Annotated in this window: 15 protein-coding genes; 7 read left to right on the top strand and 8 right to left on the bottom strand. The window is 51.9% G+C overall.

What is annotated here, in order from left to right; translation table 11 throughout:
* The first annotated feature begins 6 nt into the window (after nucleotides 1-6).
* Together H141_RS0114595 and dolP are read left to right on the top strand one after the other, a co-directional pair.
* Entirely contained in the window at nucleotides 7-594 is a 588-nt protein-coding gene (locus tag H141_RS0114595; RefSeq protein ID WP_019677023.1) for an SIS domain-containing protein, read from the top strand.
* Entirely contained in the window at nucleotides 591-1160 is a 570-nt protein-coding gene (gene dolP / locus H141_RS0114590; RefSeq protein ID WP_019677022.1) for a division/outer membrane stress-associated lipid-binding lipoprotein, read from the top strand. Before H141_RS0114595 ends, dolP begins: the two co-directional genes overlap by 4 nt.
* A gap of 65 nt (nucleotides 1161-1225) precedes the next feature.
* On the opposite strand, the gene H141_RS0114585 is transcribed toward dolP, so the two are convergent.
* The 5 genes from H141_RS0114585 to ampD form a co-directional block, all read right to left on the bottom strand.
* Nucleotides 1226-1903, bottom strand: coding sequence for a DUF599 domain-containing protein (locus H141_RS0114585; protein ID WP_019677021.1), 678 nt, complete (start codon nucleotides 1901-1903; stop codon nucleotides 1226-1228).
* 43 nt (nucleotides 1904-1946) lie between these two features.
* Nucleotides 1947-2861, bottom strand: a complete 915-nt coding sequence (gene rarD / locus H141_RS0114580) for an EamA family transporter RarD (protein ID WP_019677020.1) — start codon at nucleotides 2859-2861, stop codon at nucleotides 1947-1949.
* 63 nt (nucleotides 2862-2924) lie between these two features.
* Nucleotides 2925-3383 (bottom strand): thioesterase family protein, encoded by a 459-nt coding sequence (locus H141_RS0114575; RefSeq protein ID WP_019677019.1) that lies wholly within the window; start codon nucleotides 3381-3383, stop codon nucleotides 2925-2927.
* A 1-nt stretch (nucleotide 3384) separates the two neighbouring features.
* Complete coding sequence (gene ampE / locus H141_RS0114570) at nucleotides 3385-4290, bottom strand: regulatory signaling modulator protein AmpE (protein ID WP_019677018.1); 906 nt, start codon at nucleotides 4288-4290, stop codon at nucleotides 3385-3387.
* On the bottom strand, nucleotides 4287-4871 hold the full coding sequence (gene ampD / locus H141_RS0114565) for a 1,6-anhydro-N-acetylmuramyl-L-alanine amidase AmpD (protein ID WP_019677017.1): 585 nt from the start codon (nucleotides 4869-4871) through the stop codon (nucleotides 4287-4289). Before ampD ends, ampE begins: the two co-directional genes overlap by 4 nt.
* 68 nt (nucleotides 4872-4939) lie before the next feature.
* On the opposite strand from ampD, the gene H141_RS0114560 reads away from it, so the two are divergent.
* The 3 genes from H141_RS0114560 (at nucleotide 4940) to H141_RS0114550 (ending at nucleotide 7143) form a co-directional block, all read left to right on the top strand.
* Nucleotides 4940-5461, top strand: coding sequence for a retropepsin-like aspartic protease family protein (locus tag H141_RS0114560; RefSeq protein ID WP_019677016.1), 522 nt, complete (start codon nucleotides 4940-4942; stop codon nucleotides 5459-5461).
* Nucleotide 5462: 1 nt separating this feature from the next.
* Nucleotides 5463-6362, top strand: coding sequence for a carboxylating nicotinate-nucleotide diphosphorylase (nadC, locus tag H141_RS0114555; RefSeq protein ID WP_019677015.1), 900 nt, complete (start codon nucleotides 5463-5465; stop codon nucleotides 6360-6362).
* 106 nt (nucleotides 6363-6468) lie between these two features.
* A complete protein-coding gene (locus H141_RS0114550) occupies nucleotides 6469-7143 on the top strand; it encodes a DUF1294 domain-containing protein (RefSeq protein ID WP_019677014.1) in 675 nt (224 codons plus the stop codon).
* A 19-nt stretch (nucleotides 7144-7162) separates the two neighbouring features.
* Here H141_RS0114550 and H141_RS0114545 read toward each other — a convergent pair whose 3' ends face one another.
* The 3 genes from H141_RS0114545 to H141_RS20340 all read right to left on the bottom strand — a co-directional run bounded on the left by H141_RS0114545 (nucleotide 7163) and on the right by H141_RS20340 (nucleotide 12979).
* Nucleotides 7163-9751 carry an EAL domain-containing protein gene (locus tag H141_RS0114545; RefSeq protein WP_019677013.1) on the bottom strand — a complete coding sequence of 863 codons (2589 nt, stop codon included), beginning with the start codon at nucleotides 9749-9751 and terminating at the stop codon, nucleotides 7163-7165.
* 82 nt (nucleotides 9752-9833) lie between these two features.
* Nucleotides 9834-11057, bottom strand: coding sequence for an acyltransferase family protein (locus H141_RS0114540; RefSeq protein WP_019677012.1), 1224 nt, complete (start codon nucleotides 11055-11057; stop codon nucleotides 9834-9836).
* Entirely contained in the window at nucleotides 11057-12979 is a 1923-nt protein-coding gene (locus H141_RS20340) for a glycoside hydrolase family 3 N-terminal domain-containing protein (RefSeq protein ID WP_205620402.1), read from the bottom strand. Before H141_RS20340 ends, H141_RS0114540 begins: the two co-directional genes overlap by 1 nt.
* A gap of 262 nt (nucleotides 12980-13241) precedes the next feature.
* Between H141_RS20340 and H141_RS0114530 the strand changes: the two genes are divergently transcribed.
* The gene (locus H141_RS0114530) at nucleotides 13242-14822 is read left to right on the top strand and encodes a sodium:solute symporter (RefSeq protein ID WP_019677010.1); all 1581 of its coding nucleotides are present in this window, start codon (nucleotides 13242-13244) and stop codon (nucleotides 14820-14822) included.
* Nucleotides 14823-15692: a glucosamine kinase nucleotide-binding domain-containing protein gene (locus tag H141_RS0114525; RefSeq protein WP_019677009.1), complete on the top strand. Its 870-nt coding sequence runs from the start codon at nucleotides 14823-14825 to the stop codon at nucleotides 15690-15692.
* The last annotated feature ends 26 nt before the right edge of the window (nucleotides 15693-15718 follow it).

The following is a 15718-nucleotide window of genomic DNA, read 5'->3' as shown; positions in this document are numbered from 1 at the left end:
AGGGTAATGCAGGAACATATCCGACAGCTTTTCAGTGAAAATATTCAAACCATGATCGCCACCAGTGAAGCACTGGCCGAGCCTATTGAAAACAGTGCGCTGGTTATTGTTAACAGCCTGATTAATGGCGGCAAGGTACTTTGCTGTGGCGCTGGCGCCAGCCATAGCCTGGCAGGCCATTTTGCCCAGCTGCTGCTCGACCAGTTTGAAACCGAGCGCCCCTGCCTGCCGGCACTGGCCTTGCAAAATGATATCTCCAGCCTGCACCCGAATAATCATATTAATCAGGATTACCTGGCCCGCCAGGTACGGGCGCTCGGTGGTGCTGCTGATGTATTACTGGTTATTTCGCTTACCGGCTCCGAACAAAGCTTAATTAAAGCAGTCGAAGCAGCGGTAACCAACGATATGAAAGTGGTGGCCCTGACCATCGACAACGACAGCGACCTCGCCGGTTTGCTGAACCAGCAGGATGTTGAGCTAAAAGTGCCGGCGCACCGGCCGGCCAGGGTATTTGAATGTTACACCTTTTTATTGCATTGCATTTGCGAACTAATTGACACTACGCTGTTTCCACAGCAGGGAGAACTATGAACATCAGCAAACTTATCGCGCTGACTGCAGCTGTTATTTTGCTTCAGGGCTGTGCAGCGGCTGTGGTCGCCGGTGGCGCAACCGCGGCAACTGCCGCCAACGATCGTCGCACCCTCGGCTCACAACTGGACGACAATAGTATTGTTATCCGCGCCAGGCGCACCATTGGCACCGCCGATAGCATACCGGATGGCAGCAATATTAACGTTACCAGTTACAACGGTGTTATTTTACTGACCGGTCAGGTCAGCAGTAATGCGATAAAGCAACAGGCTGAACAGTTAATCAAGGACACCCCGGGGGTACGCGATATCCATAATCAGATCCGGCTTGGCAACAGTACTTCATTAACCACCCGCACCCGCGACAGCTGGATCAGCACCAAGGTCAAAACCAAGCTGCTGGCCGATGGCGATGTCAGCGGCCTGAATATTAAGGTGGTAACCGAGAATGCTGAAGTATTCCTGATGGGTTTGGTACAAGGCCCGGAAGCAGATAAAGCCGTGGATATTGCCCGCAATGTCGACGGCGTGGCCCGGGTGATTAAAGCCTTTGAGCGGCGCTAATTGCTGAAGCCTGAAAAAGGGGTCTGAGTGAATAATTTATTCACTCAGACCCCTTTTTTACTTTTTTAGCACTCCTGCAGGGCTTTCAGCACTTTGGAGTGAAATTCCCGCTGTTTCATGACGATCATCACCACCACCGCGCTGACCATAAACAAAACAGGGTCAATAAACCACGATAAAGCCGATAACGAAAAATAAATAGCGCGCAGGCCATAATTAAACGAATGGCCTGCCTGATCAATTACCTTGGCCGCCCGGTTGGCGTATAACGCCTGATCATCTGCTGTTAAATCACGACCATCGGGCGCTGCGCCTATTAATACCCCGCAAAAACCATACTGGCGCAGTGACCAGGTAAACTGAAAAAACGCGAAGACAAATATAAAAGTCAGCAACAGCAACTTCAGTTGCACCGAGCCTTCGCTGTAATTTGCCCAGGGCACCAGATTAGACAGCATCAGGCTGAGCTTTTCGGCCGATGACATAGCGGTCAGTAAACCCGCTAAAATAAGCAGCGAACTGGAAGCGAAAAAAGTGACGTTGCGTTCCAGGGTGGAAATTAACCCTACATCGGCCATTTTATTGTCGCGCAGCAACATTTTTTGCATCCAGTCGGTGCGTTTACGCCGCAACTCAAACGACAAACAACTGACTACCTTAGCTTTGCGTTTGGCAAACAGGGTGTAGCCTATCCACAATACAAAAAACCAGATAACAGCAATTAAGTCTAACGGGCCTGGCATAACTTACTCCTGCAATGACATTAACGGTAAACTGCACTCTGGCTTAACACACCGCGCTTCGCAAAAGGCTGCGCTGGTAACGTAGATGACGCCATGCGTCCATGCTGTAAATCAGCAGGGCCAGCCAGATAAAACCGAAGGTAATTAAACTGGCTGGGCGCAAAGGCTCATGATACAACCAGACCCCAAACACAAACATCAGACTGGGGCCGATATACTGAAAAAAGCCCATGGTCGACAACTGCAGGCGCCTGGCACCGGCAATAAAGCATAACAAAGGAACGGTGGTAACAAAGGCTGCTGCCACCAGCAGTAAATTCAAGCCCGCACTATTGTTCAGCATATTAACGGCGCTGCTATCGGCATAAAACCACCAGTACAGCAATGCCACTGGCAGCAGCAATAATGATTCGACAAACAGCCCGGTGATTGCCTCCACCGCTAGTTTCTTGCGGAGCAAGCCGTAAATAGCAAATGAGCCGGCCAGCGCCAGGGCGACCCAGGGGATAGAACCGAAAATAGCAACCTGGATCAGCACGCCACTGGCCGCCAGCCCCAGAGCCAGCCATTGCAAGGTTCTTAGCCGTTCGCCCAGAAATAACATGCCCAGTAACACATTCAGCAAAGGATTAATGTAATAGCCCAGGCTGGCTTCCAGCATATGATCACTGTTGACCGCCCAGATAAACAACCCCCAGTTAACTCCCAGAATCAGCGAGGTAAATAACAGCCATAGCATTAATTTTGGCTGGCGCATTAACCGGATAAGCTGAGCGCCCTGCTTCAGGGCCAATAACACCAGCAATAACAGCAGACAGGACCAGACAATCCGGTGTACCAGAATTTCCGTGGCGGCAATAAAATCAATTTGCTTAAAATACAGCGGGGCGATGCCCCAAAGGGTGTAAGCACTGGCGGCGAAGGCGCCACCGAGCTTCTGTTCCCGGCTTAACGACATTGTGTAACCCCAGATTGCTGGCTGCAACAGCGAAGAAATTCAGGCAGCAAGCGTTAACACGCACTAACCCACCAGATAAGTACCGGTGCCCAGTGCAATATGCACACCTTGTTCGTTATGCAATTCCATTCGGCACACGGCCACTTTGTTACCAGAGCGGATCACTCTGGCAGTGGCGATAAATTCTTTGCCCCGGCCGGGCCGCAAATAGTCGGTGCGAATATCAATAGTGCTCATTTTACCAAAGCGCTGCACCAGTTCGCTTTGTTCTATTTCGCTGATCCGCCCCAGAGCACTGGCCACCGCCATCATGCCGCCGGCAACATCCAGCACGGTGGCAATTACCCCACCGTGCAGGATCTGTTGGATAGGATTACCCACCAACTGCTCAGCCCAGGGAAACCGTACCTCAACCTCATCATCAGCAAACCGGCTTACCTGTAACCCCAGCAAGCGGTTAAACGGCATCTGATCAAAGGTTGCCGCAATATATGGCAGTAACTGCTCAGCAGAGTGCGCCATTTCAGCGCAACCAACCGCTTAAGGTTAACACTGCTACCACGGCCAGAAAGAACAACATATTGCGTTTGGCTAACTGCACCATGGCGCTGCTTTCATCCAGGGTATTAATTTGCTCCTGTTCCAGCGGCTCAGCCGCCGTAGCAACTTCAGTCAATACCTGCTCGTTGTCGGTGCTAAAATCCATAAAGTAAGCTAACAAGGCGTTGGATGCCCGCGAAAAATAACCCACTAACGCAAAGCCTAAGCCAAATAACCGGGTTGGCAACCACTGCGCCCAATATGTCAGGTAATGCACAGCATCCGGCCCTGCGGTTTCTGGTTGCAGAGCAGCATAGGCTGCAACCACTTCGTCACTGTCAGCCGTCGCTGCTGTGCTTGCGTCTGCAGCTACTAATGATAAGCGTTCCTGCAGCTGGCGCAGCAGTACATAGGTAATCACGCCAAAAGCGCCCAGTAGTAAAAACCAGAATGCTGTCGCGGCGTAATAGCGAAAGTTCAGCCAGATCAGGGTCTGGCCATAACTGTTTTGCTCAAAACTGCTACCACTGTCGGTACGAATTTGTTGCATCGCCAGGTGCGCTGCTTCGGCATCGCCGCGCTCCTGCGCATTCAGATATTGTTTGTACAACTGGCGATAGTGCCAGCAACCAATGCCAAGTAACAGTACCAGGGTGTTAACAATCAGGGTAAGCAGGCGGTTATCTACCAGACACAGTACCAACGCTACTACAGCGCCCGGCAACAACAACCATAAATACTGGCCCAGTTGATTACTGGCCAGCCTGGCCAGCGGGGTTTTCAAACTAAGCTGCATATAGGCTTTTACATAGAGCTGTGCCTGCCAGGCATCACTGCGTACCGCCAGTCGCTCGATAATTAACGCCAGCAACATACTGATTAACGTCATTCCCTGTTCTCCTTGATTGCGGCTCGAATTGCAGCCCGATAATATGCCCAGTCAAACGCCGGCCCGGGATCCGTTTTGCGCCCGGGAGCGATATCGCAGTGGCCGACAATCCGCTGTGGGCTGATGTCCTTATAGCATGCCAGCAAGTATTGGCTTAAGGCTATCAGGCTTTGGTACTGTTGCTCAGTATACGGTAAATTATCGCTGCCTTCTAACTCTATCCCTATCGAATAATCGTTACAGCTGGCCCGACCAGCGAACTCACTCTGGCCGGCATGCCAAGCTCTTTTGGCAAAAGGCACATACTGAAAAATACTGCCATCACGCCAGATCACACAATGAGCGGCGACTCTGATCCCTTTTAGCGAGGCAAAGTCTGGATGAGCACTGCAATCGAGCGTCCCACAGAATAAGTTGTCTACATGGCAGCCCTGCTGCGGGGCACTGGCAAAGTTGCCGGCGGGCAAACTGATATTATGGATAACCAGCAGGCTTACCGGCTCGCCCTCCGGCCGTTCATCAAAATGAGTGGAAGGGCGCTGCAAGATTGGTGGACAAGATTGCCGGGGAGCAGTTTTCATCGGAATTTTTGCCTTTAGCCCGCACTGTGATTAAGCTAGACCGCCATTGTCAATGTTGAGGCCAGTGAATGCAAGCACCAGAGCAACGAACGCCTTTTGCCAAAGCCTTTAGCTGGTTAGCCTGGCTACTGCTGCTGGTAATGCTATTTTTGTTTTTTCAGGATTACCTGGCCGGCAAGCGGAACCCGAATCAGCAACTGCAAAGTATTCAGGGTAGCAGCGGCGAAATCAGCACCGTGCTGATCCGCAACCGGGCGGGTCATTATGTAGGTACAGCCCTGCTGAACGGCCAACCAGTCGATTTTTTGCTTGATACTGGCGCTACCACCGTTGCTATTGCCCAAAGCACTGCTGAAAAACTGGGCCTGCCGCGTGGCCGGCAAATTCAGGTTGCCACTGCCAACGGTATTACCAGCGCCTATTTAAGCCAGATAGAATCGCTGCAACTGGGTGATATCGTGCTGCGCCAGGTTAGCGCCAGCGTTGTGCCAAATTTGGGCAGCACCGAGATTTTGTTAGGCATGAGTGCGTTAAACCAGTTAGAATTCCGCCAGCAAGGCAACCAACTGACCCTAATCCAGCGAAATTAATATGACTGAGCAAGCTACTGTAGCGTCCCACCACCGTTATCTGGCCCCGGAAATTAAACGCAGTGTGCAGGCTGCGCTGGCCGAAGACCTGGGTTTTTTGCAACTTAGCGACGGCGATATCACCGCCAGCCTGATCCCTGCAAGCCAGCAAGCCAGCGCCACCATTATCAGCCGTGAGGCCTGTGTGGTTTGTGGTACCGCCTGGGTAGACGAAGTATTTGCTCAGTTAAATCAGTTTACAAACTCTGGCCAGGTAACCATTGACTGGCAGGTAAAAGATGGCGATCAGGTTGCCGCCGACAGCCTGTTATGTCAGCTGACCGGCCCGGCCCGGTTATTATTAACCGGTGAGCGCAGCGCCCTTAACTTTTTGCAGCTGTTAAGTGGCACTGCTACCGTCACTGCCCACTATGTCAGTCTGCTGGCCAATACCGCCACCCGCTTGCTGGATACCCGTAAAACGCTGCCAGGGCTGCGTTTTGCCCAGAAATATGCGGTGCACTGTGGTGGCGGCTTAAACCACCGCTTTGGCTTGTTTGATGCCTTTCTGATTAAAGAGAATCATATTGCCGCAGCAGGTTCTATTCAGGCAGCTGTGGCACAGGCCCGGCAAAACTTCCCGGGCAAACCGGTAGAAGTGGAAACAGAAAATCTTGCTGAACTACAGCAGGCCCTGACCGCAAAGGCCGATATTATTATGCTGGATAATTTCAGCCTGGCCGATATCAGCGAAGCGGTAAAAATCAATAATGGCCAGGCGAAACTGGAAGTATCGGGTAATATTACTGCCGGGCGGTTGACAGAACTGGCTACTACCGGTGTCGATTTTATTTCCAGTGGTGCTCTGACCAAACATGTGCAGGCTGTTGATTTATCTATGCGGCTGCACATTGCCAGCTAAAACAGCTGCGGTTTGCAACTAAAGTTCTACTAACTCGTTAAACCACTGTTCAGTAAACTTCTGATAAACTCTCGCTATTGCAACACCTGAGGTTTGGTAATAGTCAATGCAGCCAACAGAGCCAGAACAGTTGACGGGCAAGGTGGTGCACTGGCGCGACGATAAAGGTTTCGGTTTTGTATTACCGGATAACCTGGCGCCGGATCCCGAGAACCGGCAACTGTTTTTTCATATCCGTGATTTCACTGACAGCAAAATCCGTCCGGCGGAAGGCTGCCGCCTGCAATTTACTCTGGCCAAAGATAAACAAGACCGGCCCATTGCTACCCAATTAAAAGTTATCGCTGCCCCTGCTAAAGCCACACTACTGGCTAATCCCGATTTCATAGACCTTGATTACACTCAGGATGTGGCCTTGTATTTTCGCTGCGCCTTTCTGGTGCTGGTAGTTATCGCCTTGCTATTTGGTACCCTGCCCTATGTGCTGCCCATCTTATACATTGAAGCCAGCTTGTTCACTTACTGGCTGTACCGTGCCGACAAGGCCGCAGCAATAGCCCGCCAGGGCCAGCGCCTGCCGGAGCAGAGCCTGCAGCTGTTCAGTTTAATTGGTGGCTGGCCCGGCGCCCTGCTGGCTCAGAAGAAGCTATCGCATAAAAAACGTAAGTTCTTATTTCAACGTGAATTTTTACTGGTTATTATCGGCAATGGCATTTTGCTGTTGTGGTTACTGTCGCAGCACGGCCAGTTGTTTCTCGGCCGGCTGGCACTCTGGTCATAGCAATAGCAGGATTGGCTGGTTATAACCCCGGCGTCTGCTGAGCACAGCTCAATTCAGTAACCGGTGCCGGCCGCCCCAGCAGATAACCCTGAAACTGCTGACATCCTAATTGGCGCAATGCCAGATATTGCGCCACTGTCTCTACGCCCTCTGCTATCACAGTCAACTCGAGGCTGTTACCCAGCGCCAGAATAGTCCTGATAATGGCCTCATCGCTGGGGTCGTCCAGGATATCGCGCACAAAGCTGCCGTCTATTTTCAACTGATTAAGCGGCAAGCGCTTTAAGTAACTGAGTGACGAGTAACCGGTACCAAAGTCGTCCAGTGAAAATCGTACACCTAACTTACCCAATTGCTCCATTTTAACGATAACCGCTTCAATTTCCTGCAGTAACTGGGTTTCTGTCAGCTCCAGTACTAAATTTGCCGGATTGGCGCCGGTCTGGGCCAGGGTATCACTGACTAATTCTACAAATTTTGGATCATGCAGCTGGCGGACACTTAAATTAACCGCCAGGTGCCAGCCTGCTTTCACTTTATCATGTTGCCAGTCGGCCAGTTGCTGACAACTTTGTTGTAATACCCAAGCGCCAATCGGCAAAATTAAGCCACTGTCTTCGGCCAGTGGTATAAATTCAGCGGGGGATACCTGGCCCAGTTCAGGGTCAAACCAGCGCAGCAGCACCTCGGCGCCCAGCACCTGACCATCACTGTGATACTGCGGCTGAAAATACAAACTAAACTGTTGTTGGCTTAACGCATGCCGCAAACCAGTATGCATTGCCGATCTCGCCAGCACCTTGGCTTGTAGCTTACTGTCATAAAAACAATAGCGGTTACGGCCGCGGTTTTTAGCATCGTACATCGCTAAATCGGCCCGCTGCAGCAGTTCGTCAACATTGTCAGCGTCGCTGAACATGGCTATGCCAATACTGGCGCTGATGGTATAGGTGCGCTCGGCCAGCTGAAACGGTTGGCTCAGCATTTCCATCAGCTTCATAGCCAGTAGCTCTACCCGCTGGCCGGCTAAATCGGGCCGTGGTTGTAATTCGGTTAACAAGACAACAAATTCATCGCCGCCAAAGCGGGCCAGGGTATCACTTTTTCGCAGCTGAGCGTTCAGCCGGCTGGCAACCTGGCTTAGCAGTTCATCCCCTACTGCATGGCCCAGGATATCATTCAGATCTTTAAAGTGATCAAGGTCAATAAACAACACGGCCCCCTGACAAGCAATACGGCCAGCCAGACTGAATGCCTGTTCCAGTCGCTCCAGCAATAAGCGGCGGTTGGGCAGCGACGTTAATACATCATAAAAGGCCAGCTGATGAATTGCCGCCTGGTTTTGCTTATGTTCAGTAATATCCGTAGAAATACCGCACAACGCATAAATGTCGCCATTGGCATGGCGCAGCGGCAATTTAACCGATAAATACACATGTTGCTGGGTGCCATCAGCGGTTGTATTTATCTCCTCTTCCACAATCCGCTCGCCATTGCTCAATACCCGCTGATCGTTAACTTGCAGCTGGCTGACCGTTTTCGCATCAAAGAAGAAGCTGTCAGTATGGCCCACTATCTGCTCTGCAGGCCGGCCAAACAGGTCTGCCACTTTATGATTAACATACTGATAGCGAGAGCGTTTATCTTTAATATAAATATGGGCATCTACACTGTTCAGAATAGTTGTTAAACGGTCCTGGCTCTGCTGCAACTCGCTAAGCTGGCGCTTACTACGCCGGTGATAAAACAGTAACGCAACAGCACAGAGCAGCAATAACACACCACTTAATACCGACCATATCAGCAGCAGGGAATTATTAGCACCACCGTTAACATCAGCATGACTCCAGCGATTAACCGTCTGAAAGTAATAAGATTGTGGGTCGAATTGCCATTGCTGCAGATAACGGTCGATCGTATCTAATACATCCTGATTCTTGCCCAAAGCCGTGGCATAAAACAGTTCGACAGGGTCAAAGCGCAGCGGGTTGGCCTGTAATTGAAACTCTGCTGCGCGGCTATCACCAAATAAGTGATTCGCCACCGCGACATCGGCCCGGCCGGCAGCTACTAAGTTAAAAGCTGCCTGCAGCGATTTAACCCCCTGCAACTTAATATCCAGTTGCTGTTGCTGGCTGTAATTTTGCAAAAAAACATACTGTGAACTGTTTAATAACACCGCCACCTGCAGACCCGCTAAATCAGCCAACTTTGTTATGTTGCGATCTGACAGGCTGTATAATCTGGACCAGCTGTACAAGGCGGGGGTTTGATGGAAACTTATGTCCTGCGCCCGCTGCAGGCTGAAGGCTACATCAGGCAAAATATCGATATCACCGCTTTTCAGCAGCTCCAGACAGTAAGCCCAGTCGCAGCTTACCGGTTTTAACTGCCATTGTTCCCGGACGGCAATATGCTGCAGTAAATCGCCAAAAATACCGGTTGGACTGCCATCGGCAGTTACCGCTATTTTCGGTGGATTCTGATAAATACCTACCACCAGCTGACGGCTGGGTGGCGGTTCTGTTACGTTAGCTGCGGTTGCAGCAAAAATAAACCCTTGGGCAGTTAACACAAGCAATGCCAGCAACAGGGTAACACGGCGCATACACACTTCACTTGTTCATTATTCTGATATTGAGCTTACTGCAGGCAGCCCAAATTGCAAATGTCGGCGCCTGCTGCAACCGTTAAACTTTAAATATGTACCCTTTACGATAGCACCAGTACATTAACAGGTAAGAAAATGCCAGAAAAACCAGCGCGAATGCCAGTGAGCCATTCAGGTTGCCGAACGACGGTTGAAACAACCGGCTGAATAACCAGCCTTTCAGCAAACCATCCCCAACCGGGATCATCACCAACACCCTTGCCATGATGCCGGCCAGCATAAAAAACAAAATTGCATTAGCGCCAAACACCACAAAAGGCGCACTCCAGCGCCGCCAGCGTTTTATGTCACACAACCAGATACAGGCTGCCAGAGCAATGGCACAGAAACCGCTACTTAACAGCACAAAACTGGGGGTCCACAGGCTTTTATTAATAGGTAAACTAAAGTGCCACAACTCGGCCAGCCATACCGCTATTACGCCTGCCAGCAGCAGGCCACGAATTTTATGGGCCAGCTGGCGATCAGTTTGTAACCACTGGGCCAGCAATACGCCAGTTAAACAGCTGGCAATAGCAGGCAGGGTAGACCAAATCCCTTCAGGGTCGAAGGTAAAGGGCGTGGCAGTACGATAATATACGTGATTAACCCCCAGCAGCGTATGGTCGAGCCAGGCCGCAAAGCTGTTACCAAATAGCAGCAGGCCACTAAAAGTATTGCCATAGCTGTCCTGATACGGCAAATACCACATGCAAAGCAAATACAACACGCATAAGCCAACTAACCAGCCTATCCGGCCGCGGGTGCCACAGTACAATACAATCAGCACGGTAGCGAAGTACACCAGGCCAATGCGCTGTAATACGCCCAGCCAGCGCAGGGTCAGCAGTTTTTGCTCAAGATAGCTGTAAGCCGGGTTGGCAAAGTTATAGTAAAACAATGCCAGAAACAGCCCCAAACCAAACAGCTTAAGGCTGCGGACCGCCGCATGACGGATAAGCTGCCAGTTAGCCTGACTTTGTTGGCCCTGACTATGTTGACCCTGAATGCTTTGCCGCTGCAGGCTGAGCTGCAGCGACATGCCGACAATAACAATAAAGAACGGGAAAATCAGATCAGTAACCGTCCAGCCGTGCCACTCTGCGTGACGCAGCGGGCCGTATACATGGCTCCAGCTACCCGGGTTATTCACCAGAATCATCGCAGTAATAGTTATGCCGCGCAGCGCATCCAGCGCCAGCAACCGCTGCGGTGGCAAGGTTGCCAGAATGGCATCGCAATGGGCTTTAAACCATGCAGGCATCAATGCGCGCTGTCCTGCTTATTCGGCTTAGCCGGCGCTGCCAACTCAGTGCTTGCTGGTTTTACCGTTACCGGCAAACTGCCGGTTGGCTCTGCCTGGCCCAGCAATACCCGGGCCAGCGCAGTATAGGTTGCACCGGGATCACCCGCTGCAATGGCGTTATCTTCACTGTTATAAGCGTAGCTGGCCAGAGAGACATCGGCATACTGACCATAAATGGCCGCATCATAGGGCGCGCGCAGGCTGATAAACAGATGAGGGGTTTGCGACTGCTTAACCTGGCGCAGTAAGCTCAGAAAATCCTGTTGCTGGCGCTGATAACGGGCTGCCAGTGGGCCAAGGGCACTAACGTCGTCCATTCCGCCAATTTCAGCCAGCGATGGCATCGGCGTAATAAAACCGCTGATCACCACATCAGCTTGTGCCAGTAACGTGCCGGCCTCGCTCAGATCGTCCTGCAATAAACTCAGGCTACGGATACTAAGCGGCTGGCGGCTTTGTTGCTGTAAAGCCAGACTGAGCGCTGCTGCTTTATTACTATCTGGCATGATCAGCACAATCTGCTTGCCGTTAAGCGCCGGCAGTGTTGCTTTATTAGCATGCTCAGCAGACGGGATCCGAGTGATAGCCGCCTGTGCCAGCGCCAGCTCAGCCTGGCGATGCGCCGGGCTACCCAGTAATTTATCTGCCTTCGCCAGCTGGGCAGCGGCAGTGCCCTCCGGCAATAGCGGATACTGTTGCTTCAGCTTAATGATCCGCTGATAAGAAGCGCGTAACTCGGTGCGGTCCAGCTCACCATTTTCTACGGCCTGCTCCAATGCCGTTAATAATGCCGCTAAATTTGCCAGTTCGGCCGGGCCTTGCAGTTTTACCGGCATCAGCGCAATATCAGCGCCGGCTGCAAAAGTAGCAATTACCGCATCGTGCGGGCTGAAAAAATGGCTGATCCCCGCCATATCCAGCGCATCGGTAACAATCAGGCCATTGTAGCCCAGCTGCTGGCGCAGTAAATCATGCAGGATAGCCCGCGATAACGTCGCCGGTTTCAGCATTTGCTGGCCGTCTTTAGCGGTAAATGTTGTACTGTCCAGCGCCGGATACTGAATATGCGCTGTCATAATCATGCCCGGCTGCTGCTTATTAATAATCTCGGTGAACGGCAGTAAATCGACCTGATCAATCTGCTTGCGGCTATGCTCTACCCGCGGCAGGCCTAAATGGCTGTCGACATGGGTATCACCATGGCCCGGAAAGTGTTTCAGTGCGGCTATCACGCCGCGCTGTTGCATAGCCGCCGTCATAGCACCACCCAGTTCAGCCACGACAGCCGGGTTTTCAGCAAACGCGCGGACATTTATTACCGGGTTGTCGGGGTTAACGTTGACATCTACCGTTGGCGCAAAATTAACGTTAATACCCAGCGCCAGTAACTCATCAGCCAGGATGGTACCGCTCAGTGTGGCAAAATGGTTACCATGCAACGGGTAGGTGGCACCAATCGCCATATTGCCACTGAATGACGTCGCCAGTTGCCGCGGCAAGCGGGCCACCCGGCCACCCTCCTGGTCAATACTGATAAATAATGGCTGCTTTAACGCCGAACTGGCCGCAGCCTGCTGTAATTGCCGGTTCAGGGTAATGATTTGCTGATTGTCTTGCAGATTCTCGGCAAACAGAATCACCCCGCCAATATTATACTGGCTGATAAGCCCCGCCAGTTCGGCTGGCAGACTGGTTAATGGCGTGCGACAGGCACCGGCTGGCGTTGCCTGCTGACAATAGTAGCGCAGGTCGAGCATCAGCTTCTGGCCCAACATCTGGCGCACAGCCGGTTCTGAATTCTGTTTTTTTGAGGTTGGGAGTTCAGAGCCTGGGGACGCTGTTTTTAGCTGGCCTGCGCCTGGCTGTGCCTGGCTACTCATAGCCAGGATGCCCGACAGGAAAACACATCCCAACAATATCCGTTGCCACCGACTCTGCTGATCCAACACACTGTTTACTCCGCTTATGTTAAGGTACGGTTGGTCAAAGTAACTTTTAATCAAATTGCCTTGAATCAAGTAACGTTTGATAAAGTAACAAAAAGTAACGACTCGCAGTAAAACAAAAAAAACGCGGGCCCGCCAGTAGTGGTGCTCCGCTAAATAACAATAAACCGTAAAACCGTGCTTCGGGACCTTCGCCATGCAATTAACGTTTTTAGATTGGACGGTATTTTTTGGTTATTTCCTGCTGTTGGCTACGCTGGCTGTCTGGGTAAACCGGCGCCGGGCCAATAACAGCAGTGATTATTTTCTGGGTGGTAACAGCATGCCACCCTTTCTGGTCGCGATATCAGTGCTGGCAACCTCGCAATCTGCGGCAACCTTTCTGGGCGGCCCGGATATGGGCTTTCGTGGTAATTTAACTTATCTGGCTACCAATATCGGTGCCATTATCGCCACCTTACTGGTAATAAAATGGCTGATCCCACGCTACTATCAGCTGAAAGTAACCACGGTTTACGAATTGCTGGAAAGCCGTTTTAACGCTACCGCCAAGAACCACGCAGGCAAAATGTATTTATTTGGCCGGGTTTTTGCCAGCGGCGCCCGCCTATACATGGCCGCACTGGCCGTTGCCATGTTGCTGTTTAGCAATATTGAAGCAACCAGTGTAATAACCGCCATTGCGCTACTGGCGGTTATCGGGCTGGCCTGCACTATGGCCGGCGGCATTCGTTCTGTTATTTATACCGACGCGATGCAATGTGCTGTATACGTCACAGCGGCGCTGGTGGTGCTGGGCTACCTCTACAGTAGCCTGCAACTTGACCTGGCCAGCTTATACGCAGTGTTAAGCGAACCGCTGGCCGACGGTACCTCTAAATTACTGCTGTTTGATTTCAGAGCTGATTTTAGCAGCAGCGGCGTATTTACCATCTGGTCTGCCCTAACCGGCTTTGTGCTGCTTAATATTGCGGCTTTTGGCCTTGATCAGGATATGACCCAGCGGGTATTAACCTGTAAAACTGCCGCTGGCGGTGCCAAAGCGCTGTTATCTTCAGCGTTGTTGGTTATCCCGGTAATGCTGGTGTTTATCGTAATTGGTTTATTGTTGTATATCTATTACCAGCGGCCCGATGTGTTTAGTAACGGTGCCAGTTACAGTGGCAGCTTTGGCGGTGAACAAATCACCGTCTTTATGTACTATGTTTTAAACGAAATGCCCTCAGGACTGCGTGGCTTGGTGGTGGTAGGGGTTATTGCCGCGGCCTTATCAACCATTACTTCCGGTTTAAATTCTATGGCCTCGGTGCTGGTGGCTGATATTTATCAACCCTGGCGTCAGCGGCGTCTGCCGGCAACCAGTGAGCGCCACTATGTCCGGGCGGGCCAGTGGGCCATGTTGTTAACCGCCGTATCGTTATCGGCCATGGCGATCCTGTGTTTTTACTGGCAGCAGTATTCTGAGATGCCGTTGCTGGCATTTGCACTTAGTGTGATGGTGTTTTCTTACAGTGGCTTGCTGGGCGTGTTTTTTACTGCGCTGTTCAGTAAAAGAGGCAACAGCGGCAGTGTGACCGCGGCGCTGCTGGCCGGCTTTAGTGTCACCTTGTTAATGCAGCCCTATTTACTGCAATTTATCAGCCCGACCCTGGCAAGCTGGGATCTCGGCTTCAGCTGGCAGTTATGCCTGGGTACGCTGGTGGCCTGGCTGGTATGCCTGGCTGGCTCGCCCCGGCCTGCAGTAGCGCTTAGCAACGCGCATAATCCGGAGAATTAAATGTATTTACTGGCAGTAGATGGTGGCGGTAGTAAAACCCTGGCCAGGCTAAAACACGTGGCAAGTGGCCAGCAGTGGCATGCAGCGGGTGGCCCTGCCCAACTATCAAATAATCTGGCGCTGGCGCTAAGCAATGTTCGCCAACTTTGTTTACAGCTGTGTCAGCAAGCGGCTATCAGCCCGGCTGAAGTAGTGGCTTGTATTGGCCTGGCCGGTGCCGGCAACCCACAACTGCATACGGCTTTTTGCCAGCAATTACAGCTCGATTTTGCCGCCTGGCAACTGACCACTGACGCCCGCACCTCACTATATGGCGCCAATGATGGCCAACCAGTGGTTGTGGTAGCACTTGGCACCGGCTCGGTGGCGATGCGTTTATCTGCTGATGGCAGCGAGCGGCAAATTGGCGGCTGGGGCTTTAATATTGGTGATGAAGGCGGTGGTGCCTGGCTGGGCAAACTGGCGGTGCGACAGTTGCTGTGGCAACTCGATAGCGACGACGGCCTGACCAGCCCGTTAACCCGGGCTTTGGCCTGCCAGTGTGGTGATAATATCAATACTGTGTTGCCCTGGCTAAAACAGGCCAGTGCCACCGACTTCGCCGCGCTGGCGCCACTGGTATTCAGCCATAGCAGTTGTTCGCTGGCACAGCAGCTGCTGCGCCAGCAAGCCGCTGCTATTGTTGAACTTATTCACTGCTGCCGGGGCCAGCGCAACTTGCCGGTAGTATTGCTTGGTGGCCTGGCAGCCAGCTGCCAGTCGCTGCTAAGCGCCGAGATTAGTAAGCTACTGCAAGCCCCCAGCGGCAATGCCCTGGACGGCGGCCTGCTGCTGGCGGCAAAGCAGCTGACACAAATAAATAATCCGTAACCGTTAACCCTGAATCTATTAAGTGA

It is taken from the genome of Arsukibacterium perlucidum DSM 18276 (assembly GCF_000382165.1).
In the GTDB taxonomy this organism is placed as follows: Bacteria; Pseudomonadota; Gammaproteobacteria; order Enterobacterales; family Alteromonadaceae; genus Alishewanella; species Alishewanella perlucidum.
The sequence above is the reverse complement of the archived record's forward strand: the minus strand, read 5'-3'. Positions and strand labels throughout refer to the sequence as shown.

Bases quoted from the DNA above. Each gene is read 5' to 3' on its own strand.
- H141_RS0114595 (WP_019677023.1), top strand. From the start codon at position 7: ATGCAGGAACATATCCGACAGCTTTTCAGTGAAAATATTCAAACCATG.
- dolP (WP_019677022.1), top strand. From the start codon at position 591: ATGAACATCAGCAAACTTATCGCGCTGACTGCAGCTGTTATTTTGCTT.
- H141_RS0114585 (WP_019677021.1), bottom strand. From the start codon at position 1,903: ATGCCAGGCCCGTTAGACTTAATTGCTGTTATCTGGTTTTTTGTATTG.
- rarD (WP_019677020.1), bottom strand. From the start codon at position 2,861: ATGTCGTTAAGCCGGGAACAGAAGCTCGGTGGCGCCTTCGCCGCCAGT.
- H141_RS0114575 (WP_019677019.1), bottom strand. From the start codon at position 3,383: ATGGCGCACTCTGCTGAGCAGTTACTGCCATATATTGCGGCAACCTTT.
- ampE (WP_019677018.1), bottom strand. From the start codon at position 4,290: ATGACGTTAATCAGTATGTTGCTGGCGTTAATTATCGAGCGACTGGCG.
- ampD (WP_019677017.1), bottom strand. From the start codon at position 4,871: ATGAAAACTGCTCCCCGGCAATCTTGTCCACCAATCTTGCAGCGCCCT.
- H141_RS0114560 (WP_019677016.1), top strand. From the start codon at position 4,940: ATGCAAGCACCAGAGCAACGAACGCCTTTTGCCAAAGCCTTTAGCTGG.
- nadC (WP_019677015.1), top strand. From the start codon at position 5,463: ATGACTGAGCAAGCTACTGTAGCGTCCCACCACCGTTATCTGGCCCCG.
- H141_RS0114550 (WP_019677014.1), top strand. From the start codon at position 6,469: ATGCAGCCAACAGAGCCAGAACAGTTGACGGGCAAGGTGGTGCACTGG.
- H141_RS0114545 (WP_019677013.1), bottom strand. From the start codon at position 9,751: ATGCGCCGTGTTACCCTGTTGCTGGCATTGCTTGTGTTAACTGCCCAA.
- H141_RS0114540 (WP_019677012.1), bottom strand. From the start codon at position 11,057: ATGCCTGCATGGTTTAAAGCCCATTGCGATGCCATTCTGGCAACCTTG.
- H141_RS20340 (WP_205620402.1), bottom strand. From the start codon at position 12,979: ATGAGTAGCCAGGCACAGCCAGGCGCAGGCCAGCTAAAAACAGCGTCC.
- H141_RS0114530 (WP_019677010.1), top strand. From the start codon at position 13,242: ATGCAATTAACGTTTTTAGATTGGACGGTATTTTTTGGTTATTTCCTG.
- H141_RS0114525 (WP_019677009.1), top strand. From the start codon at position 14,823: ATGTATTTACTGGCAGTAGATGGTGGCGGTAGTAAAACCCTGGCCAGG.